This window comes from Rhizobium sp. IY2 (assembly GCF_047532935.1).
GTDB lineage: Bacteria > Pseudomonadota > Alphaproteobacteria > Rhizobiales > Rhizobiaceae > Rhizobium > Rhizobium anhuiense.
This window is the reverse complement of sequence record NZ_JBLKNU010000010.1, coordinates 224,128-249,878: the sequence shown is the minus strand read 5'-3', so window position 1 is coordinate 249,878 and position 25,751 is coordinate 224,128. Positions and strand designations below refer to the sequence as shown.

General features: G+C 59.1%; 23 protein-coding genes and 1 pseudogene. 20 read left to right on the top strand and 4 right to left on the bottom strand.

The annotated features are described in order from the left end of the window. Window positions 1-723 precede the first annotated feature (723 nt). The 9 genes from ACMUVN_RS26385 to ACMUVN_RS26345 all read left to right on the top strand — a co-directional run bounded on the left by ACMUVN_RS26385 (window position 724) and on the right by ACMUVN_RS26345 (window position 8,430). Window positions 724-1,110, top strand: coding sequence for a hypothetical protein (locus tag ACMUVN_RS26385; protein ID WP_414815653.1), 387 nt, complete (start codon window positions 724-726; stop codon window positions 1,108-1,110). 28 nt (window positions 1,111-1,138) lie between these two features. Continuing rightward, complete coding sequence (locus ACMUVN_RS26380; RefSeq protein ID WP_128408358.1) at window positions 1,139-1,471, top strand: hypothetical protein; 333 nt, start codon at window positions 1,139-1,141, stop codon at window positions 1,469-1,471. A gap of 136 nt (window positions 1,472-1,607) precedes the next feature. Then, window positions 1,608-1,964 carry a hypothetical protein gene (locus tag ACMUVN_RS26375; RefSeq protein WP_128409353.1) on the top strand — a complete coding sequence of 119 codons (357 nt, stop codon included), beginning with the start codon at window positions 1,608-1,610 and terminating at the stop codon, window positions 1,962-1,964. Window positions 1,965-1,968: 4 nt separating this feature from the next. After that, window positions 1,969-2,226, top strand: coding sequence for a hypothetical protein (locus ACMUVN_RS26370; protein WP_414815652.1), 258 nt, complete (start codon window positions 1,969-1,971; stop codon window positions 2,224-2,226). Between the two features lie 91 nt (window positions 2,227-2,317). Continuing rightward, complete coding sequence (locus tag ACMUVN_RS26365; RefSeq protein ID WP_128409351.1) at window positions 2,318-3,190, top strand: hypothetical protein; 873 nt, start codon at window positions 2,318-2,320, stop codon at window positions 3,188-3,190. Between the two features lie 14 nt (window positions 3,191-3,204). Continuing rightward, complete coding sequence (locus tag ACMUVN_RS26360) at window positions 3,205-3,411, top strand: hypothetical protein (protein WP_128408357.1); 207 nt, start codon at window positions 3,205-3,207, stop codon at window positions 3,409-3,411. Between the two features lie 60 nt (window positions 3,412-3,471). Then, window positions 3,472-5,610, top strand: coding sequence for a DDE-type integrase/transposase/recombinase (locus ACMUVN_RS26355; RefSeq protein WP_128408356.1), 2,139 nt, complete (start codon window positions 3,472-3,474; stop codon window positions 5,608-5,610). Then, complete coding sequence (locus ACMUVN_RS26350; protein ID WP_164903061.1) at window positions 5,610-6,572, top strand: ATP-binding protein; 963 nt, start codon at window positions 5,610-5,612, stop codon at window positions 6,570-6,572. Before ACMUVN_RS26355 ends, ACMUVN_RS26350 begins: the two co-directional genes overlap by 1 nt. Window positions 6,573-6,576: 4 nt before the next feature. Next, entirely contained in the window at window positions 6,577-8,430 is a 1,854-nt protein-coding gene (locus tag ACMUVN_RS26345; protein WP_128408354.1) for a TniQ family protein, read from the top strand. Window positions 8,431-9,617: 1,187 nt separating this feature from the next. Here ACMUVN_RS26345 and ACMUVN_RS26340 read toward each other — a convergent pair. Together ACMUVN_RS26340 and ACMUVN_RS26335 are read right to left on the bottom strand one after the other, a co-directional pair. Then, window positions 9,618-9,731, bottom strand: a pseudogene (locus ACMUVN_RS26340) (transposase domain-containing protein); the annotation flags it as partial. Window positions 9,732-9,798: 67 nt separating this feature from the next. Further along, entirely contained in the window at window positions 9,799-10,248 is a 450-nt protein-coding gene (locus ACMUVN_RS26335; RefSeq protein ID WP_047614370.1) for a hypothetical protein, read from the bottom strand. 197 nt (window positions 10,249-10,445) lie between these two features. Between ACMUVN_RS26335 and ACMUVN_RS26330 the strand changes: the two genes are divergently transcribed. From ACMUVN_RS26330 to ACMUVN_RS26320, 3 genes are all read left to right on the top strand, one after another. Beyond that, window positions 10,446-10,799, top strand: a complete 354-nt coding sequence (locus ACMUVN_RS26330; protein WP_414815651.1) for an RT0821/Lpp0805 family surface protein — start codon at window positions 10,446-10,448, stop codon at window positions 10,797-10,799. 764 nt (window positions 10,800-11,563) lie between these two features. Further along, entirely contained in the window at window positions 11,564-12,778 is a 1,215-nt protein-coding gene (locus tag ACMUVN_RS26325) for a phosphotransferase family protein (RefSeq protein WP_414815650.1), read from the top strand. Between the two features lie 851 nt (window positions 12,779-13,629). Beyond that, window positions 13,630-13,956 carry a hypothetical protein gene (locus ACMUVN_RS26320; RefSeq protein ID WP_047614374.1) on the top strand — a complete coding sequence of 109 codons (327 nt, stop codon included), beginning with the start codon at window positions 13,630-13,632 and terminating at the stop codon, window positions 13,954-13,956. Window positions 13,957-14,030: 74 nt separating this feature from the next. On the opposite strand, the gene ACMUVN_RS26315 is transcribed toward ACMUVN_RS26320, so the two are convergent. Next, on the bottom strand, window positions 14,031-14,969 hold the full coding sequence (locus tag ACMUVN_RS26315; RefSeq protein ID WP_414815661.1) for a sialate O-acetylesterase: 939 nt from the start codon (window positions 14,967-14,969) through the stop codon (window positions 14,031-14,033). A gap of 415 nt (window positions 14,970-15,384) precedes the next feature. Here ACMUVN_RS26315 and ACMUVN_RS26310 point away from each other — a divergent pair, with 415 nt between their 5' ends. Then, window positions 15,385-16,761, top strand: a complete 1,377-nt coding sequence (locus ACMUVN_RS26310; protein WP_414815649.1) for a DUF882 domain-containing protein — start codon at window positions 15,385-15,387, stop codon at window positions 16,759-16,761. 147 nt (window positions 16,762-16,908) lie between these two features. Further along, the gene (locus ACMUVN_RS26305) at window positions 16,909-17,289 is read left to right on the top strand and encodes a hypothetical protein (RefSeq protein WP_097542033.1); all 381 of its coding nucleotides are present in this window, start codon (window positions 16,909-16,911) and stop codon (window positions 17,287-17,289) included. 77 nt (window positions 17,290-17,366) lie between these two features. On the opposite strand, the gene ACMUVN_RS26300 is transcribed toward ACMUVN_RS26305, so the two are convergent. Then, window positions 17,367-17,642 (bottom strand): DUF982 domain-containing protein, encoded by a 276-nt coding sequence (locus ACMUVN_RS26300; protein WP_047611492.1) that lies wholly within the window; start codon window positions 17,640-17,642, stop codon window positions 17,367-17,369. 244 nt (window positions 17,643-17,886) lie between these two features. Between ACMUVN_RS26300 and ACMUVN_RS26295 the strand changes: the two genes are divergently transcribed. The 6 genes from ACMUVN_RS26295 to ACMUVN_RS26270 all read left to right on the top strand — a co-directional run bounded on the left by ACMUVN_RS26295 (window position 17,887) and on the right by ACMUVN_RS26270 (window position 25,750). Further along, a complete protein-coding gene (locus ACMUVN_RS26295; protein WP_047611806.1) occupies window positions 17,887-18,159 on the top strand; it encodes a BON domain-containing protein in 273 nt (90 codons plus the stop codon). 138 nt (window positions 18,160-18,297) lie between these two features. Continuing rightward, a complete protein-coding gene (locus ACMUVN_RS26290) occupies window positions 18,298-18,693 on the top strand; it encodes a DUF1236 domain-containing protein (protein WP_414815648.1) in 396 nt (131 codons plus the stop codon). 99 nt (window positions 18,694-18,792) lie between these two features. Further along, window positions 18,793-19,611, top strand: a complete 819-nt coding sequence (locus ACMUVN_RS26285; protein WP_414815647.1) for a DUF1236 domain-containing protein — start codon at window positions 18,793-18,795, stop codon at window positions 19,609-19,611. A 934-nt stretch (window positions 19,612-20,545) separates the two neighbouring features. Next, complete coding sequence (locus ACMUVN_RS26280) at window positions 20,546-21,502, top strand: NAD-dependent epimerase/dehydratase family protein (protein ID WP_047611499.1); 957 nt, start codon at window positions 20,546-20,548, stop codon at window positions 21,500-21,502. 31 nt (window positions 21,503-21,533) lie between these two features. Then, window positions 21,534-22,754, top strand: coding sequence for a glycosyltransferase family 2 protein (locus ACMUVN_RS26275; RefSeq protein WP_047611501.1), 1,221 nt, complete (start codon window positions 21,534-21,536; stop codon window positions 22,752-22,754). Continuing rightward, on the top strand, window positions 22,748-25,750 hold the full coding sequence (locus tag ACMUVN_RS26270; RefSeq protein WP_414815646.1) for a glycosyltransferase: 3,003 nt from the start codon (window positions 22,748-22,750) through the stop codon (window positions 25,748-25,750). Before ACMUVN_RS26275 ends, ACMUVN_RS26270 begins: the two co-directional genes overlap by 7 nt. The last annotated feature ends 1 nt before the right edge of the window (window position 25,751 follow it).

Here is a 25,751-nt window from a genome sequence, read left to right as displayed (position 1 = left end):
TGCTGTCACCAAGGATTCGGACGCCGCGTTGCAAGCGACAAACGTCCAGTCCTTGCCGATGGACAATCGGAAGGGCGGCGATCTATAGTAATAGTTGACAATAGTCGCGCACTACATCGAGGTTATAGATGAATAGTTCGCGCGCGCGGAATGATACACACGATGTATACAATATCAATCGCGGCACCCTTAAATAAATAATTAGACAAATAGCGATCATGAAGCTAGCTAAATTGCAGGTACGTCCGCATCAGTATTGGAAGCCGCGATGCTTAACTTAAGAGTTCTCATTATTCGAATACTCTAAGCTTCGTCTCCACAGGAACCATCCTGCGGCTGCGGCGATTTTTGCGCGGCATCGTCCCCGGATACTCCATCCGTTAGCAAGCGCTAATCTGCAAAAAACCTTCCGCAAGAATCCGCTCGAACATCGATGCTGACCCGTTTTCGTATGCCCTTTATACGAGCGGAAGTGAATTGGAGATGACCGATGCCGCTGCCAGTGCCGAACGTTCTCGATGCCCCTTCGCCCCGGACGCATCTGCAGCCCCGCGCCTCGAAAGTGGCCAGGGATCAGCTCCCATGCGTGCTTCCCGCTAAGGGCATAGCATCCCCTTGCGCGTATGCCTGGTCGACGAACGAAAGCGATATCGCTTCGGCCCGCCCCAGGTAGGTCCACTCCTCCCCTTCTGCCACATCCCCACCAAAGAAAGGAACTGCGCCATGCCGCAGAACGAAAAGCCGTGCCCAAATTCAGGCAACCTGATGCCGGAATTCATGAGCGTCAAGATCAGCATCTGGTTGTCCCAACCCAATCGCAGCGAGTTCTCTGACAACGAGTTGGCGCTTTTTCGCGCCGTGGCGCTTGCCTATGCGCATCCCACGCGTCCGAGCATCCGCAAACTCTATCAAACTCTATGCGCGATGCTCGACGAGGACGAACGCCGCAGCGGCCTCATGTCCCGGCGACCTTCCGCGTCGATGTTCCGCCATCTCGTGCTCAGCCTGCCAAGCGTCGTCGTCGACCACATGCGCTACGGGAGCGGCCTCACCCGCTTCCAGATCCTGAAAGGTGCGGAGCGCTTCACCGACCAATCGACCTGCATCTAACTCGACACCGAAGAAAAGGACTGCCATCATGAACCTCAAGAAACTCGCCTTCCTGCTGAGCCAGGCTGCGCTCCCCACCAAGTGTTCGCCGTCGATTGACGTCTCCGAGGCGGGCCGCCCCAAGGAATATATCGAGCTCGAATTCGCGATACTCGATGAGGCAGTTCGCACCGCCGAAGACTTCCCCGGCGAGGAGTGGCAGGTCTGGAGCGTCATGGCAGAGGCAGTCGAAAACATGAACGCGCAACTCACTTCGATCGCCGCGCCGAAGCTGAAGCTTGTGCCCTACAGCCTCTTCCTGGAGACGCTCGGCGCAGGTGACATTTCGCCGGAGGGCTTCGAAGGCCAGACGCTTCCCTAACAGCTTCCAACTTCCAACGTCGTAGCACTCAACCCGCGTCGACCCCGCCGGACGAACCCCGTTCTAAGACTGCCGCAACCCCGATCGCATCGGGGAGTGGCTCCGCACGTCCCGAACTCACCCAAAGGAGCCTGCCATGAAGACCACCAGTTCCGTTCCGACCCATCAGAGCCCCACGGCGCAGCGCCCCTACAGCTCGGAAGAGGCCTGCCTCCACCGGACGTTCGCGCGTCGCTGCATTCGTGCAAATCGCTTCGAGGAGCTCTCGTCCCGCTATCTTGCGATGAAGGACGAGTGCCAGCGCCTTGGGTTGCGCCACTGCAGCTTCACCGAATTCCGCAATGCTGTCCGTCTCAGCCGTCGCAAGTTCGTGCTGCCTCATGACAATGTCGGCGGACCGCAACGGCCCTCCGCGCTTCGTCTCCGAGGCAGCACGGCAGACGATGTGATGCGCGAGATTACAGGCTCCGCGAACATCCTGCGGGAGTGGTGATCCCATGAAAAAGCACATCGCGTCACGCGCGAATGGCCGCTCGGCCCTTTCCCTGAAGACCTCGCGACCGGGCCTGATCGAATCCAGCCTGCTTCAAGTCCTGCCAGACGGATTGGAGCAGGTTCGATGGGACATGCCTCGAGCGCTCCGCGCTGCTGGTCTCTGGAAATCGCTTTCCAAGGGACAGCGAACCAGCATCCGGAGTCTGGCGCCCGCACTCGTCACTGTCGACCTCTCCAAACCGGAAGGTGAAACGCCCTGACGAAAACCGCCGGGACCTCGGCCCCGGCGAAAACCTCCATCGATACAGCTCAACGCGACCGCAGCCGTCGCCATGCATGAAAGGAAATGCCATGTCAGTCATCCATTCACGTTCAGTCGCACGCAAGATCGCACGACGCCGCGCAGGTCTCGGCTTCCTGGATCGTCGCCGCCGCAGCCGCGAACAGCGTGTGACCGGAATGCAGGATCCTGCGCTCCGCAGCACCGTGCGCCTTCCCGAGGGGCGTCTTGTCCTCGCCCCCGAGAACCGTCCTTCGCTGGCGCCGGGGCTCCGCCGCGTCATCCACGACCGGACGCACGGCCTGGCGACCCGAGTTCCGCCGCTGAAGAACATGAAGACGGCACGCGGCTGGACGTACCATCGCGACGTCATCGTCTACCATGAAAGCGAACTCGAACATCGAGTGTCACTCCGGCTCCAGGTCCGCAACGACGTCGCCGCACTGCACTCGCAGTTCCCCGTCTTTCAATACCTCGACGACGACGGAAAACTGCGCCAGCACACGGCAGACCTGTTCGTCATCTACGACGACGGGTCACGGCAGGCGATCATCATCAAGCATGAGCATAAGCGCGAGGAGATGGAGGCCTTGATCAAGCGCATCGAGGCGCACTCGTCCTCGCAGCAGGTAGATGACATCGTGCTGCGCACGGAACTGTATGGCACCATCGAAGCCGCGGAGAACGCGCACATGATCCGGTGGTCGCGCGAATACCACGATGAGGACGACGTCGACGAGCTGATGGGCGTTGTCGGCACCCTCCACGGCTGGTTCCGGTTCGGCTCCCTGCTGAAGAATTGCCCGTCGGTCGAACGGCGGCGCGTCGCGATCTGGCGGCTGATTGACACCGGTTTTCTGTTCTCGATCACGGGCGAGAAGATCACGGAACTTACCTGGCTCGGTCACGCGCCTGCTGGCGGCGCTACCGGTCTCTGCGGCTGAGGGAGGAGATACTCATGAGCCGGACGAAACCTGCGATGGCGTTCCATCCTGACCAACAGTTTACGTTCGAAAAGGAGCGGTACTACCTCCTCGCGATGTCTCCCAGTGGCATCCGCCTCCAGCACCAGGAGCAGCCCTCACGGGCTCTCTTCCTGACCAACGAGCAGATCACCGAGGGATTGGCCAACGGAACCCTCCGGGCGGAATACCCGCCCCCGTAGGCGATCGCTGAGGCGCGTCCCACGACTCATTTATTCCATCCCGTTTGTCAGGATTCTCTCTTGGACTACTACCCTCTTCCCAAGGTCTTGCGACATCCCGTGCCCATGCTTGGCAGCGAGGATATTCTTCGCATCGGAACCGAGGCCTTTGTGCCTGCAGGGCGTCGCCTCGACGGCTATGAATTCTATCTTGAAGAGCATCCTGACCGGACGATCTTCCTGACGCACTCGGACATCAACGAGCGCGTCGACGCGGAAACAGCGCGGATTGAATATGGAGGCAACACGCGCGAGCTACAATTCCTCGAGCTTCTTTTCAGCGGACGGAAGTTCAACGAGTTTGAGGAAAAGGTGCAGCGCATCGCCCGGCTTCGCGAGCGCCTGTTCAAGAAATACGATGAAGAGTGCTTACTTTCCGGCCACGTCAGCCGTTCAAGCCAGGACTTTCAGTCCTGGATCGACCCTCACTGGAGAAAGCTGCTCGGGCCAGTTCGTTCAGACACGCTGAAGGGGATCAGTGCTCCCAGCGTTTCGACGTTCAACCGCCTCTACAAGGAGTGGGTGAAATATAATCGCAACATCCTCGCCATCCTCCCAAGACACACCGGCCCCGGACGAAAGACCCTGACGTTCACCGCGGAGTCCCTCGACTTTGCGGTACTCGAAGCGCGGAACTTCATGTCGCCACTCAAGCCTCGGAAGACCGACGTCTACGAGGGCTACAAGGCTGCTGTGCACAAGGAAAATGAGGCCCGCAAGGCCGCGGGCAAGCTTCAGTTCCACACGTTCGGGAAGACGAAATTCTACGAGATCATCGAATCCTTCGCGGCTTTCGACGTGATGGCGCAGCGCGAGGGTCCAGAAGCCGCCCGCAAGCACTTTGCGCCGAACCTCAGAATGCACGATGAGACCCTGCTCGGACAGCGGATCGAAATCGACGAGGTCAAGACTGACCTGATGACGATCTGGGCGTCAGCCGGGATGCTTTCCACGGCCACCGAAGAGCAACTCAAGATCCTGAAGAAAATCAGGCTTTGGGTTGTCGTGGTCGTCGATGTCGCCACCCGCTATGTCTTGGCCGCCAAGGTGGCGCCGTCCCCCAATGCGCAGGCGGCACTGGACACGCTGCGGCTGGTCATGACCGACAAGACGCACATTTCCGATTATCTTGGCGCTCAGATCCCATGGCTCGGGAAGGTCAAGCCGCACGGCACAGCCTACATGGACCACGGCTCCGCTTTCCTCGCCGAGGAGACGGTCGACGCCTTCCGCGCGCTTGGCGTCGAACCGACGCGGCCGGAAACGGGAAACCCGAAAAAGCGCCCCCACATCGAGAGCCTGTTTCATACGATCGGGCCGATGTTCACGCAGTTCTACCATGGACGCACCTTCCGCAGCATCGCCGAGAAGGGAGATTACGATCCGAAGCTTCACGCCTCGCTGGCGGCGGAGGAGTTCGCCGAAATCATCATTCACGGCATCTGCGACTACTACAACATCAAGGAACACAGCTCCCTCGGGGGACGTAGTCCTCACAATGTGCTGGTGGAGGCAATGGAAGGCTACGGCTGGATGCGCCCGCCACACCGGGAGGAATTGATCAGGGCCTTCGGCAAGCCGGACACGGCCACGATCGGCAACTACGGGATCGTGAAGTACGGAATCCCGTACAACAGCGATTGGCTCGTCGAGCAGCACATGGAACGTGGGCAGAAGCCGTTCGAGATCATCTCGGACCTGAGCTACCTCAACAGTATCCTCGTAAAGGGCAACGACGGCGGCTGGGTGGAGGTGGAGAACAAGATCGACCTTCCGGCGGACATGACCGAGCGCGAGTGGGCGGAGGCCCGCAAGGAAGACCTCGCGCAGAACCGCGCCGAGACTGCCGAGAACTACGTCGCCATCCGGGACTACATCCTCAAGAACCGCGAGAACGGCAAGGCCGCGACACTGCGCGCCGGTCTCGATCCGATCGCTCCTACGGCCGCAAAGCTCGAGAAGCAGCGTCGCATGCTCTACCGCAACTTCGCTGTCCCTCCTGTTTCCGGCGCACCCATTAAGCCGGATGTGCCTGTGCTGCCGCCGCCGGACGACATGCGTGGCGGAACGGTTGCCCGGACGCGGCCCGCGCATCTCGAGCCCGCGCCGATGCCGGCCGAAAAGAATTCGAAATTCAACCGCAACAAATGGGACGACTGATGACCATGATTGCTGCCAGCAACAATCTCCTGCGCGACCTGCGGGTGCGCGTCCGCAAAACCCATATCGAGAACCCACTCGACCAGGATATCGATGACGCGTTAGCCTACATCCTGGAGAACATCTCGGACTTCGAGGCCGGGGCTGCCTCGCCCCGTCGCGGCTACTTCATCACTGGGCCGGCCGGCACCGGCAAGACGACCGGATTCAGGCACGCGCTTTCGAAGGTTCCGGAACTCCAGCCGAGGGTTGATGAATACGGCGAACTTATCCAGCCCGTCATCGGCGCCAAGCTGCCGAAAAAATCCCTGACGCGCGACATCATCGTTGAGCTCCTAAAAGCCATGAAGCTTCCCTTTGAAGGCAAGAACGAGGGAGAGCTGACAAGGTTTTTTCTGGACCAGATCAAGCAGCGGCAGATCAAGATCATTTATCTGGATGAACTCCAGCATACCGTTCGGTCCAACACGACCGCGGCGTTCGAGGCCGCGCAGGATCTCCTCAAGCAGTTGCTCGATACGGAGGACTGGCCACTTCATGTCATCTGCAGCGGGATGCCCCGCATCGAGCGATTGCGCGATGATGATCAGGTTGGACGACGAACGAAGGTCATCCCCTTCCATCGGATGAACTTCTCCGAAGATGCCGAATGGATCGAAAGGGTAATCCGGGCAGTAGCGGTCGAAGGCTGCGGTCTCGATCTCGCATCTGAGCTGAAAGATGGTGAATTCCTGGAGCGACTTTGCCATGCAACCAAGGGCGCCTGGGGCACGATGATCGAGACTACCCAGGAAGCAAGCTTTCGCGCTCGTGCGCGCGGGAAGGCCGTGCTCACCATCTCCCACTTCGGGCAGCAGTACGAGGCATCGAGTGGGTGCTCTCGACAAGACAACATCTTCATCGCCCCGAATTTCCGCGACATCGAGCCCAGGAAATCGCTCGGGGCCATGGAGGAGGAATAACTCAATGACGTTGCCTGTTCCTGTCGCATTTCACTCCGACGAAATTCCCGGGAGTTACGCCGACCGTCTCAGCGCGGCAAACGGCTTTCCCACGAACCGCATGTTTTTCACGATGACCGCCATCGAGCAGAAGGCACTGGAGCGAGGGGAATCCGAACCTGTTTCCCGTCTGGCATACTGGTCCGGAGAGGATCCAGACTGCTTGAGCCGGTTCAGCGCACCACGGCCGCGGAAGCTCCATTGGTCAATGGGAGCGGCTGTTTTCAAACGAGAAGCTCGCGAGGGCAATCGCTTCCGGTATTGCCCAAAGTGTGTCGTGGCTGACTGGGAAAGCGGGCGCGGCCGGCCTGTCGCACGTCCATATGTGCGGGCCACATGGGCAACCCGCTCGATCCGCAGTTGTACGCTCCACCAGAGGCCGTTGGTGGAGGTTGCCGACGCGCCCGAAGTGGGCGACAGTTTCTGCCGATTTGCGATGCACCACAGGAAGATCATCGAGCTGCAGGCGGCAGAGGAAGTTGGGCAGCCTCACATGGGTCTCGACCTGTATGTTGCAGACCGCATTAATGGGCAGTCGAACGAACCATATCTCGATCGCTTTGAAACCCATTTGACGATCGATCTCTGCACATACTTCGGTAGCTTCGTTAAGCGCCACAAATACGCGCTTGCCGAGGTCCCGCGTCACTTGCGCGCTGCTCCCGCCAGAGAGATCGGGTATTACGTTGCGCGCCAGGGAGAGCAACGTATCCGGGAGGTCGCCACCCGGATCCTTGAAGCCGAGCGGCACAAGGCGCAGATCAAGCTGGTGCTGGGATCACTCGGCGCATGGGTTCGGCGCAATGTCGAGCGGGCGGACATGGCCGAGATCGTGGAGCTCTTCCAGGATGTGGCCGAGCGAACCCTAGCGTACGCGGTCGGAGAACCATGCTTTCTCAAAATCCGTCACAGATACCTTCACACGGTGAAGTCGGCTAGCGTCGAATACGGTCTCTTCGAGGATCGTGTGGTCCAGCTCCTCCGTGACGCAAAGTTGATCGACGAGACGGAACTTCCCTACGCGCGCATCTACTTCGATGCAGCGAAGGCTCATGAGATCCTGACGACCGCGAGCCGCACCCTGAACAGCAGAGAGGCCAGGGAGATGCTTGGCGTTACCGAGGAAGTGATGGCGAGGATCCTAGACAAGGGATTGCTTCCGCGTGTCGAAAATCGAAATGGAATCCGCGTGTACTCCCGTATCCTCCGTGAGGATCTTGAAGCGTTCCAAAAGCGCCTGTTCGCGAATGTCACTATGACCCCGCGAGTGAGCGCCCTTAAATCAATCACGACCGTGTGCCGTCTTGCCGGCTGCAACACGGAAGACATGCTATCAGCGATCATCAGTGGTGAGTTTGAGGGAGCTGAGGCTGCTGCCGGTGGCTGGGGGCGGATTGATGCCCTGCGGATCGACGCCCGAAAGGGCATCGACTTCTTCGTGAAGACCCGGAAGAGCTTGAGTGAAGTCGTGGGCGTACCCGTCATGACCCAGCGCGAGGGGTGCGGGTATATGCGCGTGAAACCTGAGACGATGCCGTGCCTGATCAAGCGAGGATACCTGGAAACCACTGCCGTAAACAACCAGGTCAACGGTCGACGCCAGACGGTAGTCACGATCGCCTCGATGGATGCATTCATGGCCGAGCACATGCGGCTTGGCGAGGTGGCGGAGTTCTTTGAAACGAGCCCGCAAACCGTCGCCGATAAGCTTGCCGATGTTGAGATCATGCCGATCTATGATGGCACGAAAGGAACCCGCTTCTATCGGAAATCCGAAATCATAGATGCTCCGATCGAAGTCTTCAGACCTCGCAGCTAGCAGTATCCGCCCTACCGTCATCGCTCGAAGCCCGCTTGCGCGGGCTTTTTTTTGCTTCCGCGCTGCTAGGCTCACAGCTATCGCGAACACTTAGGCGCATACCTACCGCGAACACACGATAAGTTAGCGAAATCAGTCAAAACCTACAACGCTAAAATATTGAAAATACTTCATTTTTAAAGATGCGAACCATTCTTAGGTGCAAACCTACGCGGATCTACTACGCCCCCTTACCGTTTTCACCTGTTTGAGGGTCGATGGCCGACGAGAAGACAGCTCACCCTCCACTTCAACAGGCGGGCACGCGCGCCTCGGATGCGAGAGCATGGATGTAGGCCCTGCGCAATCCTTCCTGCGCCTGATTTTTGTAAGCACGTTGATCCTCGAAGCGTCCGCCACAACCCTGACGTAGAGGCACTACGCAACTCAAAGATTGCCTTGTCATGAACGCCTATCCGCGGCGGTGAATACGGGACATTGTACATTCCGGGTTGGGCGATCTGCATCATCCCTTCCCTCCTGGAATGCCTGCCGGAGTTCGCTCCAGACAGGATTCGGAAACGCCCACTTTGCAGCATCGCCGAACCATCCGCGTCTGGCTCACTTCAGCGTGCGTAACGGAAAAACGGAGCAACACGTGCCTGCCACGTCCATTGGTGATCTAGTAGTGCAACTTCGGTGAACGTAGATACAACGTCCGCTTCGGATCGACCGCGACTGCGGTTTTGATATGCGTTACTCCACCGGATAATTCTACGGTAGGAGCTCCACGATTCGGCTCTGCTTGTGGCCGTTGACGGCAGCAGTGAGCGTGGCGGTCATATAGGCAGACGCATCAAGGGACGCATTGACTGATGGTGTCACCTCCGCTGCTGACATCGACGAATTATTGCGAGTGAGTCGGACTTCGGTCCGATGGTAGACAGCAATCTCTCTGCTAATTTCCGTTCCGCTGAGACTGCAAAACTCAGCACGAAAAGGGTGTCTGCCCCTGATCCGGAGCACCCTTTTCAAACTCGTTTTCGGGAATCCCCCTTAACCCTCGGCACCGACGGTTCGCGGGCGGCCAACCTCCCGAGTGATCATGGGCATAGGTACTCTGTCGGAGCATCCTGCGTGCGATGGTGCTGCCAGTTCCAACGCATCTTAAGCGGGCCGTCATCAAAGTCGAAGTCTGTGATTTCCTTCCACGGCAATAGCTTATCTATGGCAGTGAGTGTGGCGGTGAGATAGGTCTGCGGATCGACGGCATGGGGTTTGCCGGTCTCGATGAGCGAAGCGATGGTCGCCAGTTCTCGTGCCTTGCCCTCGTCTTCAAATCGAACGTAGAACGGGTCGCGCGCGTGAACACCACGTCCTCGCGCAACATCAGTCCGGGTTTGGTATCGGCTTACCCTCGTAGCGCACGCGAAAATTCCTCCTGTGAAAATCCTGCTCGAAGCAGACGAAGACGAGTTCCAGGTCGTTGGCGCTGTCACGCTTCCCGAGGAGGCTGAGCGTAACAACGATAACGCCGCTGTATCCGCGCGTCAGGCGGAAAGCCGCGTTACGGATGTCAGTCCCTTCTGGATCCTTCCGGTCTTCGCGGCGCTCATAAATGACCCAGAAGCGGGCAGCATCCCAAGTCTGTCGCAGGCTTTGGCTGACTTCTGCCTTGAACTCTTCGGCATGCATTGCCGGACCCCACGACAATGCCGTCTCGCCCGCATCGCTAACGACATTGAGATAACCGTCATATTGGTAAACGCCTGACAGTGACCGTTCGATCATCTCGAATGCGGTGTTTTCGCTGATTGTTGTTTTGAAGAGAATTGCCATGGAATCGATGCGTGTCACTGTCGATATGTCGATGAGACGGCGAGACTACTGGGTGTCGCTTGGGCGAGCAACGGAGACTTGGTCATCACGGTAATCGTAGCGAACGGTTGAAACGCGACCTCGTTTTCTTCAGACCTCGCCAGAATGTGAACTATTCGTAACTTGAAACACAACAGGCAAAGCGCTTTATCCGAGCGATGACTCCAAAGCACTTCATCTCGGCAATGAGCATCGCAGCCTTGGCGGCGTGCTCTCATATCGAGCCGCTTGAGACTCCCCTCGCCCAGTCAGCAATCCAGCACCAGACGCCTTTGACCGATCAAGCGGTGATCGCAGATGCAGTCGGTCGCGGTGCCGTCGGTGCGACTGCGCTTGCTTGGGCCAACCCATCGACGGGCAGCGCGGGCGTTATCGAACAGATCGATGCCAGTAACGATGGGCCGGACGGATGTCGCGGTTTTGTAACCAGTCGGCAATCGCTCGACGGCATGACGCGCTTCAACGGCGTAGCCTGTCCGTCTGGGAACAGTTGGAAACTGGGCGGGCAATAGGGTAGCGCTCGACGTCCGGTCTCGCGTCAACGGCATCTTCGCCGTGCTCTCTTCGGATAACGATCAATCGCAAGGGCGCCCCCATGCCCCCGGGGAGGCTACTAGCCTAAATCACACGGGAGGACGATCGCTGTTGCTTTACCGCGACGGCTTCAAGGTCACTACGGTCCCGCTGTCGACAATTATCCAGAGAGTCCGGACCAAATCTGCCGCTTCGCGACGGGTTGCCGAAATATTCGCTTGGGAAAATGTGACGATGCCTTTCGCCACGATATCCAGCCGGACGATTGCATCGTGTTCGGTACCACTTCGAGGGATGCCAGCTTGCTGGCGCAGATCGCGTACCGTGATCATCGCACGAGGCAACAAGCTCTCGATTTCGCCCGCGGTCGGCGGTCAACTTCATTCGCCGCACAAGTTCTGCGACGAACCCCGGGATGCTGCTCGTCTCCGCAGTTATCGTCATCACCCCTCGAATTCAGCGCCGGGCAGCCAACCGCGCGTATAGCCCTTGCTGATGCATGCCCGGGCCATTGCGTCGACGGGGTTGGATTCCGGTGTCGTATGACGTTCAGCAAGCATGTCGGATCCTCGTCATTTCAGGGAGAGCGTGCTCGGAGACAACGTTGCGGCAGCGAACTGCGAATGCGCGAGCATCGAAAAGCTAGACACCAGAACGAGTCGTAACAAGGATTCGTTGTCACTACGGTCAGATTGCGCCAACATCATCCCGCTTTTGTGTTTGGGGAGTCGCGAGGGGAACCATGGACGGCGAAAAGCAATCGGAGCCGCCGCCGCGTGTCGCCCGCCTGGTGCTCGTTACGCCAGAGGGTGCCGTGATCGGCCGACTGGCACTGGTCCCGGTTGATCTTCCTTGGTGGCAGGATGCGCAGTCGGTAGTCCTAGCCGTCCGCGAATACTATGGGATCGATGTCACGATCCTGCGGCTGCTGGAGGCAGTTCGCGACCGACCGCACGGTGGGGAGGTCACGTATCTGGCCGAGGTCGCACAGCCCGTTCCGACCGAGGTCTGGGCAGGGCGACTCGAGCCCCACCCGCTGCGCCAAAGCTACGCTGAGCCCGGCGGGCCTGCCGCCGATCTCGCTTGGGCCGCGCGCATACTAGCCGGGCATGGCTTGGCGCCCGCCGGGATGCCTGTCCAGATCCGAAGCTGGAATCTATCCAGCATCTGGCGCATTCCTGTCGCCCACCAAACTGTATGGCTAAAAGTCGTGCCGCCATTCTTCGCGCACGAGCCGCACGTCATCACAGCATTGGCCGGCCGTCCCGTTCCGGAACTGCTTGGCCACGACGGCGGACGCATGCTGCTCGCAGAAATCGCGGGCGAGGACATGTACGAGGCGCCGTTGCCGCGACTGCTCGAGATGGTGACCCTGCTAGTTGAACTGCAGTCATCGTGGACCGGCCGCGTTGATCAATTGCGCTCCATGGGACTGCCGGACTGGGGCGGTCCGGCTTTGATCGCTGCGATCGGCGATGTGACGGAGCGTGCAAGCGAAGAGTTGCCTCGGAACGAGCTTACGCTGCTCCAGCGTTTCGTCAGCGGTCTCGCCGACCGCTTTGCCGCGCTCGAGTCCTGCGGATTGCCTGATACGCTGGTCCACGGCGATCTTCATCCCGGCAATTTTCGCGGAACAGAACGAACCCTTACTCTACTTGATTGGGGCGACAGCGGGATCGGCCACCCGATGCTAGACCAGCCGGCATTTCTCGACCGCGTCGCGTCCGAGTACGTGGAGACGATCAAGGAGCACTGGGCTCGCGCATGGCTGGCCCGGCTGCCCGGCTGCGAGCCCGCTCGTGCGGCCGGCCTCCTCGCGCCCATTGCCGCGGCCAGGCAGGCCGTGATCTATCGGCGGTTCCTGGACAACATCGAGCCGTCGGAACAGGTCTATCACCGCCACGATCCCGCCGACTGGCTAAGGCGGACGGCGGCATTGCTGAGGGCGGGGAGTTAGAGCGCATATCCGGGTTTGGATCGGGTGATCCACGCCCGGAAGCCGAACGCCCGATGCCTCTGCGGGAAGCGACCTTTGGCTGAAAGACTGCTGGCCGAGCGCGGCCTGAAGTCGACAAGAAGCTGCTAAAGGATGGCTTCGCCAGGACGTGGAGCCCGAAGCCGCGGAACGAATGGTGTGACTGATTAAAAAAATCTGTCGGCACGGAACAATTTGCTCCGTTGATCGTAGAACCTTCGGGCCGTGCGGAGATTTGTTATACAACAGCCACACGACACTTAGCTGTTCGGCCCACCTCAACCTTAGCCCCGCTCAGAAGCGGGGTCTTTTTTGGCATTAGCAGGTCTCTTGACGTCGACAGGACTATTACCGTGCAGAATTGCACCGGAACTATTGTCATACAAAAGTGTTACCTGGCTCGGAGCGGATCGCGCAGAGGAGTCTCCTGTCTCCAGCAGCGCATCCCTCGCAATCTGCGCGATCTGCCCTCTCCTGCCGGTTAGGAGCCATTCATTGGTCAGGAACCTTAAGGAACTTTTCCGGCTATCTACTGTTAGAGCACAAGGATCGCACAGGCGCCCCATAACTGGGGTTGTCCGCTTCCCTTCCTTCCTGTGCGGTCCGTCCTTTCCACAAATAGCCGCGTTTCGGCGGGGCTCCTTTTTGATCCTCGGCGAGCAATGACGGCGCAACCCGCGCCAACATCCGCAAATTGCCGCCGAAACCGGCGTTAGCACAGTGTTAGCGCGAGCCACTTAATGTGGCGGTGACGCCATGGGAATCCCGGTTGTCCGTTGAAAAACAGAACAAGCAGAACGAAGACAAGCCCTGCCGCGGCTTACGGAGATGACATGAAACTGGTTTTAGGCAGCGTGATATTGGCATCTGGCATACTGCTATCCAGTCTGTCGGGATTCGCTGCTTCCGGCGGATGGCATTCGGATGGGCAAGGTACGAGATACTGGCATGTCACTCCGCCGCCCGGGCAATGCAATATAAGCCAAGCGAAAAACCGGGCGATTCGGGCCGGTATCTATCGTAGCGAGATTATACAGCAGGATGAGAATATCATCGTGCTCAGAGGTCTGGATGAATCCGGCGACCGGCGAACGATCGGTTTCGGCAACATCAGGGGGTGCCCTGAGTTGGAGGGCCATGAGAATAGTCCAAACTTCTGAGGACATAGAGTTTGTTCAGCTTTCAGAGCCTGAAGCTGAAGCTCGCTAAGGCGCGAAAACCGGTTCTGGGAAGATTATCGCGAGGTTTCCAGTCGGCCATCGCCGCGCAGAAGGTTCAGCCAGGCCCGCGACAGTTTCTCCGCGCCTGTGCCCCCGATATGGCAATCGTCGTAGCGGTCTTCTCCATCGAGCAACGCGTCGGAATTGACGCCCTCTCGGATACCGGGGCCGCTTCTTGATAGGGCCAGTTGCGCCCGTACTATCGCGTTGTCCGGAATATGCTCCTTGAAGCCGCCGTTGCTCGGTTCGAGGCATTTCGATGCGATCGAAATGTAAACCGGTGCTTCGACGCCGTGCTGACGCAATGTGTCAACCATCGACATGAAATGTTCCTGGTAGGCCTCCGCAGTGGTGCCGATAACGAGGTCCGCCTCTCCTTGCATCCAAAGGACGCTCGTTATCCGATAACCGGAATCCCGAAGCTGTCTCGTTGTATCGACCAGCACAGGATTGAGGTCACCGCCTCTCGCCCATCGCGCGACCTCAGATCCGGAATATGCGAGAGGTGCGAGGATGACGCTGTCATTTTGTCCCGATGCGATCAAATTGTTGCCAAGAAGCGTCCAATACTCTCCCTTGGTATCGGTCGATCCAAGAAGTGGCGACGCGGCGATGAAGCACCGTTTGTCAAAGGCGTTTATAACGCGAGCGCCATAATTTGACTTGTACCGTTGTCCACTGTCGTTGGCCGCGTTCGATTGGCCAAGAATGAGTAAGACAGCCGTTCGGTCAGTTTGAGCCGGGCAGGTCACAAGCGTTTTTGATTCATCCCCGATGAGTCGTTCCTTGTCGTCGAACGTATAACGGCTTGGAGCAGTCGCCTTCTCTCCGCCAACCATTTTCCTCATCGCGGAAAGTTGTGGCCAAGGAAAGGTCTCATGTCTCGCGCTCATGCCGCCGAGAAAGTACATGGCGATCAAGGCGGCGAGGCCGACTGCCATTGTTTTGCGCATGCCGTTACTTTCAACATCATCCGATGACATGGAGCCTCGGACCGATCAAGGCTGCTCCAGCCATGAGGGTTCCTTTACACCAGCCACATCCGCTTGCTTCGGGCATGATCTTTAAAAGAGCGTTCGTCGCGAAGATCGAGCCCAATCGACGACTATTTCTCATGGGGTCGCCGAAACCTGCTCAAATATAGACCGGACCGGTGATTTCAATAATCCGGTTGGGTGAGAGATCGCGCCTGCTATGGAGAAAACTCCCGTTGCTCGTCCATAGAAAGGCGGATTGGGGCGGCGAGGACAGTGTAGGAGCGGAGCACCGGTTACGCTTGTTAGCGATTTGTTGACCATAAGCTGGCTTTACTGGGCGTGATGGATGCGGAGGTTCCCGCACATCGTCGCGTGTTTGGTGTAGGCGGGATTGTTCGTGTTGAAGTATCCAGTGCGAGGATTATCGGGCGCAGGCTTGGGCGGAATTGCCACGCTGCTGTCGCGTGCGGAACGGTTGGTCGCGAAGACCATTCTGCCGGCTCTGTTTGCGCTGCCGGCGCTTGTCGGCTCGGCATCCTTTGCCTCGGCCGAAGACCGGGCCCTGAAGCTGTTCTTTACCCATACCGGCGAGAGGGCCACGATCACCTATAAGCGCGACGGAAAGTTCGATCCCAAAGGCCTTGCCCAGATCAATCGGTTTCTGCGCGACTGGCGAAGGAACGAGCCGACCCGGATGGATCCGCGGCTGCTCGACCTGGTCTGGGAGGTGTATAAGCGCAGCGGCGGCAAGGACTATATCCATATCGTCTCCGCCTATCGTTCGCCCACCACCAACAACATGCTCCGCAACCGCTCGCGCAGCACGGGCGTCGCCAAGAAGAGCCAGCATATGCTGGGCAAGGCGATGGATTTCTACGTTCCCGGCGTGAAGCTTTCGACGCTGCGGGCGCTGGCCATGCAGATGCAGGGCGGCGGTGTCGGATATTATCCGACCTCGGGATCGCCCTTCGTGCATCTCGACGTCGGCAATGTCAGGGCCTGGCCCCGCATGTCCCGGCAGGAACTCGCCCGACTATTCCCGAACGGGCAGACGATGCATCTCCCTGCCGATGGCCGGCCGCTGCCTGGATACAATCAGGCGGTTGCGAACTACAAGAAGCGCGGCGGCCCCGCCGCGATCCAGATCGCCAGCACCGCTGGCGAAGACGAAGAGGTGGGCGCATCGACCAGGCCGATCGGCGACACTGGAGATAACAACCTCGTGACGGCGCTTCTGCCCACGCCCCGAAGCCGGGCATTGAATGCGCTGGCGCTGCAGACCGGCGCGGTCGAGCGGGATGACAAACAGTCCGCTCCAGATGTTTCATCTTTGCCGATTCCGATACCGGCGATGCGGCCGGCCACCCTCGAACACGACGCTGATGTGGATGACAAACTGGAGACGGCATCGATCGGCCCAATTGAAGTGCTTCCGGAGAGACCTGCGCCTGCATTGCCGGGCTATGCGCGCTTCGAACCTCTCCGTGTTGCACACCAGGCCTCCAAGCAGGGCGCTGATATGATCGCCTCCCTGCCGATGACCGCTTCCTGGGAAGAAGCAAGTTTCTTTCAATCGACGTCCGAGGCGGCGCTGATGAAATGGGCGCTGCATTCTCCCGGCGAGGTGATGGAATTGAACGCGCCTCGCGTTTCCCCCCGCACGGTTCATCGTGAGGTCGATGCCGCGACCTCAGGTCAGGACATCACTCCGGTCGCCGCCACAGACCTGTTCGATGCCAGCCGCTTTGCGTCGCCCCCGGAGGGCTGACCGCAATCATCAAGGCTTGATGCGCTAGACGACGCCGATCACCGGCATAACGCCGCGCGCAATGTCAGCAACGAGCACAATTTTAAGTAAATATCTCAGCCGAAGTTAATCGCCCCAGGATAGAGATAGCGGATCATGGAGGATTTGATGATCGCTATCCGTTTTTGCGCCGCCGTTGCCGTCCTAACCCTCGCCGCATCCGGTGCGTATGGTCAAACTGCTCTCCCCCGAAATGGGATGATGCCCGAGGGCTATGTCTCCGTTCAGTCGAGTATTTCGCTGTCGCTACCTTTTGATCAGAGCGCTCCGCTGGACGAGCAGGTGCAAAAGGCCCAGAAGTCGCTCTACGACATTGCGTCGAGGAACTGTTCGGTTGTCGTGGAGACGATCGCGGAGGATTGCAAAATCACAGGAGTGACCAATAACGTCGATATGCAACGCGGCAATAATCGTGACGGTTTCCTCTCGGTTCGCGGTCAGATCAACATGGCGATCAAGCTCAAAGCTTCGATGCAGGGTTTGAAATAGCGGTCGCTATCGCCGGCTCAAGGTCGGGAATACAGATTCTCCATGCCGTCGGCATAAGAAAACTGCCTACAGAAATCTCAGTGAACGACCGCGATGACGCGAATTCCGGCTTCTTCCGCAGCGTGAATGAGTGCTGCGCGGGCTACCGTGGCCGGAATATTGCCCTGGATGGCATCCAGGCATGTTTTTATGGCTGCAATATATTCCTTGCCGTCGTCTGTCGGCCAGGCGGCAATAAGGGCGTCGGCGACCTCATGGAGAGATCGAACCAGCCTGGGCTTGCCGCCGATGACAAGCATCACAGGCGCGAAGTCTTCGCTCCTGCGCCAATCCACTATGCCGATCTTTTGCATGGATAACCGCCTTTTATCTAGCGCCGATCGGCACCTGATGCTTCACCAGGGAGGTTCTGACTGGAGTTCAGCTACAACGACCGAACCTCCCTGATGTCCTTTCAACAAGGATGAGGAGAATCTAGCCCAGAAGGCGCCCAGGGAAAGCCGGACCTAAGTCGGACTGGCGGCCTTAGGACCCGCTGCTCATATATTGGCTTGAGGCAACGTAAGGTCCGTGGAGGGGGCGGAACAGGAGGAGTATATGAAGTTCGGCCCCGAAAACCACAGCCATGAAGAGAGCTGTCCGCAAGGCCATAGTTCTGCATCGACCATCGCAACAATCGAAGCAGCTCTTTCCGCCGATCCGGATCTCGACAGCAGTTCCATAGAGATCAGGATGCTCGGCCCTGTCGTGCTGCTCGAAGGCTATATAACAAAACCTGAAGACCGGGAAAAAGCCACCTCGCTGGCAGCGATGATCGTCGGCCCGGCGAACGTCCAGGATCGGATGTTAAGCCGGTTCCCGACGCAGTGACGGGCACTGTCCGACCGGGCTAGAGGCTCTAGGACCATAGTCCGGGCCAGCCCGGGATGAAGTCCCGGCCCCAGGAACACTTCCTCCATTTTCAGGTTTGCTCTCCAGCGGAACCAACCGCACGAAGGAGGAAAACGAATGAATATCAAAGCAGTAGGAATTGCCGCCAGCGTTCTGTTGGCATCGACATCTGCCTTTGCACAGTCATCGACAGTCACAGGCGCGGCGGGCGGTGCTGCAACGGGCGCGATTGTCGGCGGCCCGGTCGGTGCTGCCGTCGGCGGCATCGTCGGCGGTGTGGCAGGCAGTGTCATCGATCCGCCGCCGCAGAAGGTGGTGACCTATGTTCAGCAAGCTCCAGCTCCGGCCGAACGCATCGTCGTGAAGGAGAAGGTCGTCGTCGAGCAACCTCTGCCGGAGACCGTCGTGTTGACGCCAATTCGCGACGATCCGAAATATGCATACGCGATCGTCAACGATCAGCGTGCGATCGTCGAACCTTCCTCCCGGAAGGTCACCCAGGTCATCCAGTGACCGACGGGCGGCTGCGGCCGCTCCTTCCAACCAACAGGGTACGGATACGACGCATGAGAATGCGGGCGGCATGGCGTGCCCGAATCCTCGGAGTTGATTATGAAAAGCAACCATTTCACCATGATCTTGGCGGCGCTGTCACTTGGCGTATCGCCGCTTGCAACACTGCCGGCCACAGCCCAGCAGGACACCAAGAGCAGCGGCGAGGCGCAATCCGGCTCTCAGACGGGCACGGACGCCGGTTCGCAACCCGGCGCCAGCAAGACGGGCACCGACTGCACCCCCGACGCTTCGGGAGCCTGCCCGCAAGGCAAGGGCCAGTCGACGCAGCAGAAATCCAGCCAGGGTTCCGACATGCAGAAGAACGCCGAGCAGCCTGCAAACGATAATGCGAAGAGCGGAAGTGCATCCGGCAAGGCTTCGACCGAAACCAAGTCCGGATCGCAAGACGCCAGCGGCGGTGGCACGGCCGAACAGAAGCCAGCCGGCAAGTCCGGCACCACGGATGGCAGCGGCACCGCCACCTCGAAGAGCAGCACGCAGAATGCCAAGCCGGCCGAAGGCACGGACAGCGGCAGCGCCACCAAGAGCGGTGATGCGTCGAAGCAGCCGGCCGAGCAGAACGCGACGACGACGAACAAGAGCACGTCCGAAACCAACGTCAACATCTCCGTCGAGCAGCAGACCGAAATTCAAACGGTGGTGAAAGAGGTGCATGTCGCGCCGGTGAAGGAAGTCGATTTCACCGTCTCCGTCGGAACGAAGATCCCGAAGAAGGTCCGGCTTGAACGGTTGCCGACGCGCATCGTGAAGATCGTTCCGCAATATGAAGGCTACCGCTTCTTCATCCTTGCGGACGGTCGGATCGTTATCGTCGATCCCAATGCACTGACGATCGTCTACATCATCGAGGCCTAAACGAAGCAGACGCTGCCGGCGGCGTCTTTGCGCCGCCGGCACGGACGTAGGGATGTTCCTTTCAGCCGATGCCGGAGGCCAGGCGCCATCACCGGCACCAGAAGCTTGTCATGAGCGGTGCAGGCAGGCGGTGATGCAACCATCGCCTTTAGCGCAAAACCGCTGCGCATCTTTGCCCGACATGCTTTAGTATTTTTTAGAGACTCCTAAAAACCCATCTGACAGGCAGCGCTCATACATCGCCAAAAATCGAAAACGATTTTCGGGAACAATGAGGTTGATTCAATGCCTTAGCGCATTATCTCTGCGCCTGAAAAGACCCGCAGGTGCATAGATGAGGACCGTTTCCGCGCAGGGAAAACTCAGACCAAAGTCCGATCCACCCCCGGACTTCGTGCCCATACTAAACTTTCGATCACTGTAATAACAATAATATATTATCAAGTAACGAAGCGAGATGATGTGATAAACGGGTTCGGATTCATTGGATCGCATTTATATGACGAGTTCTACTTGGACGATGATACCCAGAAACCGGTTGTAGTTAACTATCTTTGCACCGGAGCTTTCGAAAACATAGCACACATCAGGGATGCCGCGTTTCCACCGAGCCATATGCTTTTCGATGAGGCAACCTCGGCTCTCTCGATTCGGAACTCGTCGGAGAGGCTCTCGATGCCATGCCGATTCCTTCGATCGAACCGCAAATGGCGGCGGCCGTCTCATGGAACGGATCGTCGAGAGCGGGCAGGTCGTGAAGTATCCGGCTGCTCATTATCGAGCACGGCATTGGCAACAACACTTTAAAGTAGGTACTTCTAATAATTAACATTAATAAGCGAGTAATTCTTAGAACTCTTCTAAAGAATTGTCATGCATTACAGGTGATGCTAATAAACAACTACCTTAATTTCAAGTCACGAGGCACGAAGCAATGAAAAGCGTATTGATTTCTGGCGGGGCTGGCTTCATCGGATCCCACTTGTGTGATCGACTTTTGCTTAGAACGGATATCGAGAAGCTGGTCGTTGTCGACAACCTCTGGACCGGGCTTTTCGAAAATATCGCGCACATCCGGGACCCCCGTTTCCACTTCGTGAAATCCGACGTCGAGACGCTGCAGACCTCGGATAAATTCGACGAAATCTATCACCTTGCATCCCCCGCATCGCCCCCGTGGTACATGAAGGAGCCGAAGAGGACGATCTCCGCCAATCTTCTCGGGGCATTCCGGTTGCTCGACTTGCTGAAGAAGGGCGGACGTTTCGGTTTCACCTCTTCTTCCGAAGTCTATGGCGATCCTCTGGTGTCACCGCAGCCGGAATCCTATAAGGGTCAGGTCGACTGCACCGGTCCGCGCTCGTCCTATGACGAGAGCAAAAGGTGCACGGAGTCGCTGCTGTTCGAGATGCAGCGCACGCAGGGGCTCGATGTCAAAGTCGTCCGCCCCTTCAATATCTACGGTCCGCGGACACGCTTCGACGATGGCCGCGCGGTCTCCAACTTCATCACCCAGGCGCTTTCGGGCCGCCCGATTACCGTGTTCGGCGACGGCCTGCAGTCACGCAGCTGGGGTTATGTCGACGACATTGTCGACGGTTTCGCGCGCTATTTCTGGATCAATCAAACCGACTACAAGGGGCCTCTAAACGTCGGCAACGATCGCGAGATTTCGGTTCTCGAGGTCGCGCAATATGTCTCCAGACTCGTCGGCGGCGTGCCGATCGTCTTCGAGCCGTCACCGCCGCAGGACCCCACGAATAGACGGCCGGACTTGACCAACGCGCATTATGTCATGCCCGAGTGGTCGTGCAAAATCACCTACGAACAGGGCGTGGCGATGACGCTCGATTGGTTCAGGGAGCAAATGAAGGCGCACGCGGCAGAATAAACCATGATGGCTTTCGAGACTCGCGTCCTGAATGCAGTTGGCGTATGTTCACGGTGCGATTGAGAGAGTAATGATGCGAGAACCCATTCCGTCCGATCTGAAGGATATAAGTTTTCCCGTACCGATCGACTATCTTGATCTCGCCACCTCTCACCTCGATGCGGCTTCGCCCCTGGTCTCCGATGGGCTCGTGGTCTTTCTGTCGGATGGTCTTCCCGTTGGACAAGCCTATATCGAAAGGCCCGAGACGGCGGCGGCACTCGCCGAGCGTGTCGTGCGACCCGAGACGCTCGAGCATGCGCGTCACGTCGCGCAAACTCCTGTGCGCAACCGCGACGTCAGCATTCTGATCTGCACCAAGGACCGGCCCGAGGAACTGCGCCGGTGCCTGGCCTCCATCCCCGAACAGTCGCTTGAGCCCGTCGAGATCATCGTGGTCGACAATGCCTCAACAGGCGATGCGACGCGCCGCGTCGTGGAAGAAGCGGGCGCCACCTATGTCCGTGAAGACCGGGTCGGGCTGGATTATGCCCGCAATGCGGCGGTTCGGGCGGCGAGAACCGAATTCGTCGCCTTTACCGACGACGACGTCGTTCTCCACCAGCGATGGCTGGAGAACCTGATGAAGGCTTTCGATCTGCCTGAGATCGCCTGCGTGACGGGATTGGTCCTTCCCGGAGAACTGGCAACGCCGGCACAGTTCATCTTCGAAAAGCATTGGAGTTTCGGCCGAGGTTATCTCAGGCAGGATTTCAATCAGGATTTCTATACCAGGGACACGCGTTACGGCGCTCCGGTCTGGACGATCGGCGCCGGCGCAAGCCAGGCCTTCCGCCGCAAGGTCTTCGACGAGATCGGCCTGTTCGATGTCCGTCTCGACATGGGCGCGGCCGGCTGCTCGGGCGATTCCGAATACTGGAACCGGCTGCTCCATCACGGCCACGTCTGCCGCTACGAGCCGACGGCTGTGGCCTGGCACTTTCACCGCAAGGACATGAAAGGGCTGGCCAAGCAGATCCACCAATATATGAGCGGCCATGTCGCAGCTCTGCTGGTGCAGTATCAGAACACCGGACATAACGGCAATCTCAGGCGCATCCTCATCTCCTTTCCGAAATACTATGCCGGAAGGCTCCGCAAACGACTTCGCAAAGGCGCGACATCGAACGACTTCTTCCTGAAGCAGGAGATGCTCGGCAGCGTGAATGGCGCTTTCTATGTTTTGCGGCGATGGAAGATGCCTGCATGGTGAGCGCTGCGACGCCTGAGATCTCATTCCTCATTCCTGCCTATAATGCAGACGATACGCTTGCCGAATGTCTTGCCAGCCTGCAGCAACAGACGCGCTCGAACTGGCAGGCCGTCGTCGTCGATGACGGCTCAACCGACCGGACCTGGGAGGTTATCGAGGCCATCGCAAGAAAAGACAGCCGCATTCTGCTCGCCCGCCAGCCGAATGCCGGTGCGGCCGCGGCGCGAAATCATGCCGCACGCCTGGCGGCGGCGCCCCTGCTCTGCATGCTGGATGCCGACGACTGGCTGGATCCGACCTTCATTGAAAGCATGCTGCCTGTGGCAGAGGATGCCTCCACGCCTGTTATCGCCTATTGCGCCTACCGCAGAGTCGCCCCGGACGGCCGGCTGCTGCGGGCGGAAGCAGCCCCCATCCTGGCGGGCGATGTCGCCAAGCGCGAGTTCTCCTCCTTCTGCGCGCTCGCCATCCATACGGTTGTCTTTCCCAAAAGCCTTTTCGAGCGGCTGGGAGGCATGGATGAGACCCTACAGACCGGCGAGGACTGGGATCTCTGGATGCGCATGGCCTTTGCGGGCGCAGAATTTCGTCGGCTCGACACGTGCCTGGCTTTCTATCGCATGAAGGCGGGCTCGCTGTCCGGCGATCCGGTCAAGATGGTGCGTGACGCCATTAGCGTGACGGCGAAGGCGCAAGCGCTGCTGAGGCAACAGGGCTTGTCGGCCGAGAGGCCGGAGACAGGCTGGATCACGCCCGCCATCAGCCAGCTGCGCATGCTCGCCTGGGTCATCGCGGCCAAGCGCGACCCGAGCTTGGATGTAGCAGCCCTGACCGCACTGCTGCCCGATATGCCCGATGCGGCGGGCTACGAAAGCTTTTTTGCCGGCGTGATCCTGCACGGCTTGCGGACGGGATTGTTCACCAATGACACCGACGATCTCGTCGATGCGCTCGATCAATGGTTGCCGACTTTCCTTTTGCTCACCCAGCTGATCCAGCGTCATTCCTTCCCCGGCACCGGCCGCAAGATCATTGAGGCCGCCGCCTGGGAAATATCCGCCGCGGATCTCCTGCGATCCTTCACACTTTGCAATGTCCAGGTGGTCAGTGTCGAGCTAGGCGCGCTTTCCAGGCTCGCCAAGGCCGAGCAGGCCGATACGCTCATCATGCACGCTTTCTCAGGCGGGCAGCATGTCGGCACCTTTGTCGGGCCGCTCTGGGGCGATCTTTCGATCCGGGCGCAGATCCGGCTGATCATGCAGGAGATGCAGGCAGGCGAGCATCTCCAGACGCCGCCGACGCTTGCCTATATCAGTTCCTGGACGAGGGAAGCGCTGCGCGGATACCGAGCCTTCGGCGGGATCATCATCCGGCACGGCCGGCGGCGCGGCCGCCTGGAAAGACTGATGGTGGGCCTTGGGCGCAAGGCGCTTCTTGCCTCTGTGCCAAGCGACAGCGATGACAATGATGCGCGGCTCGCCGACAGCCTGCGGACCCTCCAGCGCGACCCGGAGCCACGCCCCCTAAACCCCTCCGGGCCGCGCCCAGAGGAAGAAAAGGCAGCTCCTGCCGTTCACTCGGAGGAGGAATACTGGGAGCATATCTTCGAACGACCGGATCCGTGGAACTACGTCTCGGTCTACGAGCAGGTGAAATATGCCCAGACGCTGAGCCTGATCCCGGAAGGGATCGAAAAGGCGCTGGAGCTCGCCTGCGCCGAGGGGATCTTCACCGAAAAGCTGGCGCAAAAGGTCGCCCGGCTGACGGCGACGGATATTTCCCAGCGAGCGATCGACAGGGCGGTGGAGCGGTGCCGCGACCATCGCAATATCGAGCTTCGCGTTCTCGATTTCGTCAGACAGGATCTTCCGCCCGAGCAAGATCTCATCGTCTGCTCCGAAGTGCTGTATTACATGAAGGATGAGGAGATGCTCGCGGCTGCCTGCCGGAAGATGGCGGCGGCGCTGAAGCCGAACGGCTACCTCATCACCGCCCATGCGCATATCCGCCGCGACGAGCCCACCCGGACGGGTTTCGACTGGGGCAATCCTTTCGGTGTCGGGACGATCCGGCAGGTTCTGGCCGCGCAACCTGGGCTGACCCTGGAAGAGACGATCGAGACCGAACTCTATGCCATCCACCGGTTCCGAAAAGGCCCGGTTGCCGACGCTCTCCTGCGCATCGAGGGGCATGGAATACCATTGGATGCGGATGTGGCAAAACACATCATCTGGGGGCCCGATGGCATCGACCGAGAGGCGGCATGGACGACGGAGGTCACGACCTCGGTTCCCGTCCTGATGTATCACCGGATCGCAAGGGATGGCCCCGCCGCACTCCGGCGCTTCCGCACCTCGCCGGAGATTTTCCGCAAACAGATGCAGTTCCTTCGGCGCCAGGGTTATTACACCGTGACGGCACAGACCCTGGCGGAGCTTTTGCGCAGCGGCAAGCCGATCCAGGGCCGGCCGGTCATGCTGACCTTCGACGACGCCTATTTGGATTTCCTGACGGAAGCCTTCCCGATCCTTGCCGAAAATGGTTTCAGCGCCGAGGTATTCGTCGTGACCGACAAAGTCGGCGGCCGGTCGGACTGGGACTCGGCCTATGGAGAGCCTGCACCGCTGATGGTGTGGTCGCAGATTCAGGAACTGCACCAAAAGGGCATCAGCTTCGGCTCCCATCTCGCATCCCACACACCGGCAAGTGCGCTGGACAACCAAGCTCTGCTCGGCGAAGCCGTGCTGTCGCGCAATGCGCTGCAGAGCCGGCTGGGCATCTCCGCGGCATCCATCGCGCTGCCCTATGGCGCGACGGACTTCCGGGCCCCGGGCATTCTGGCGATCGCCGGCTACAGGGTCGGCTTCACGACACGGCATGACAAGGCCGGCTTTTCCGACAATATCTTCGGTCTGCCGCGCCTCGAAGTGCGAGGCGATCATCCGCTCGAAGCCTTCCCTGAGCTTATGGGCCTGCCGGGAGCCTTTATCGGATGAC

Excerpts from the sequence above, each read along its gene's own strand:
- ACMUVN_RS26300 (WP_047611492.1), bottom strand. The coding sequence starts at position 17,642 with ATGCAAAAGATCGGCATAGTGGATTGGCGCAGGAGCGAAGACTTCGCG.
- ACMUVN_RS26285 (WP_414815647.1), top strand. The coding sequence starts at position 18,793 with ATGAAAAGCAACCATTTCACCATGATCTTGGCGGCGCTGTCACTTGGC.
- ACMUVN_RS26360 (WP_128408357.1), top strand. The coding sequence starts at position 3,205 with ATGAGCCGGACGAAACCTGCGATGGCGTTCCATCCTGACCAACAGTTT.
- ACMUVN_RS26385 (WP_414815653.1), top strand. The coding sequence starts at position 724 with ATGCCGCAGAACGAAAAGCCGTGCCCAAATTCAGGCAACCTGATGCCG.
- ACMUVN_RS26365 (WP_128409351.1), top strand. The coding sequence starts at position 2,318 with ATGTCAGTCATCCATTCACGTTCAGTCGCACGCAAGATCGCACGACGC.
- ACMUVN_RS26345 (WP_128408354.1), top strand. The coding sequence starts at position 6,577 with ATGACGTTGCCTGTTCCTGTCGCATTTCACTCCGACGAAATTCCCGGG.
- ACMUVN_RS26380 (WP_128408358.1), top strand. The coding sequence starts at position 1,139 with ATGAACCTCAAGAAACTCGCCTTCCTGCTGAGCCAGGCTGCGCTCCCC.
- ACMUVN_RS26275 (WP_047611501.1), top strand. The coding sequence starts at position 21,534 with ATGCAGTTGGCGTATGTTCACGGTGCGATTGAGAGAGTAATGATGCGA.
- ACMUVN_RS26370 (WP_414815652.1), top strand. The coding sequence starts at position 1,969 with ATGAAAAAGCACATCGCGTCACGCGCGAATGGCCGCTCGGCCCTTTCC.
- ACMUVN_RS26335 (WP_047614370.1), bottom strand. The coding sequence starts at position 10,248 with ATGGCAATTCTCTTCAAAACAACAATCAGCGAAAACACCGCATTCGAG.
- ACMUVN_RS26350 (WP_164903061.1), top strand. The coding sequence starts at position 5,610 with ATGACCATGATTGCTGCCAGCAACAATCTCCTGCGCGACCTGCGGGTG.
- ACMUVN_RS26325 (WP_414815650.1), top strand. The coding sequence starts at position 11,564 with ATGGACGGCGAAAAGCAATCGGAGCCGCCGCCGCGTGTCGCCCGCCTG.
- ACMUVN_RS26315 (WP_414815661.1), bottom strand. The coding sequence starts at position 14,969 with ATGCGCAAAACAATGGCAGTCGGCCTCGCCGCCTTGATCGCCATGTAC.
- ACMUVN_RS26305 (WP_097542033.1), top strand. The coding sequence starts at position 16,909 with ATGATCGCTATCCGTTTTTGCGCCGCCGTTGCCGTCCTAACCCTCGCC.
- ACMUVN_RS26280 (WP_047611499.1), top strand. The coding sequence starts at position 20,546 with ATGAAAAGCGTATTGATTTCTGGCGGGGCTGGCTTCATCGGATCCCAC.
- ACMUVN_RS26375 (WP_128409353.1), top strand. The coding sequence starts at position 1,608 with ATGAAGACCACCAGTTCCGTTCCGACCCATCAGAGCCCCACGGCGCAG.
- ACMUVN_RS26295 (WP_047611806.1), top strand. The coding sequence starts at position 17,887 with ATGAAGTTCGGCCCCGAAAACCACAGCCATGAAGAGAGCTGTCCGCAA.
- ACMUVN_RS26270 (WP_414815646.1), top strand. The coding sequence starts at position 22,748 with ATGGTGAGCGCTGCGACGCCTGAGATCTCATTCCTCATTCCTGCCTAT.
- ACMUVN_RS26320 (WP_047614374.1), top strand. The coding sequence starts at position 13,630 with ATGAAACTGGTTTTAGGCAGCGTGATATTGGCATCTGGCATACTGCTA.
- ACMUVN_RS26290 (WP_414815648.1), top strand. The coding sequence starts at position 18,298 with ATGAATATCAAAGCAGTAGGAATTGCCGCCAGCGTTCTGTTGGCATCG.
- ACMUVN_RS26330 (WP_414815651.1), top strand. The coding sequence starts at position 10,446 with ATGACTCCAAAGCACTTCATCTCGGCAATGAGCATCGCAGCCTTGGCG.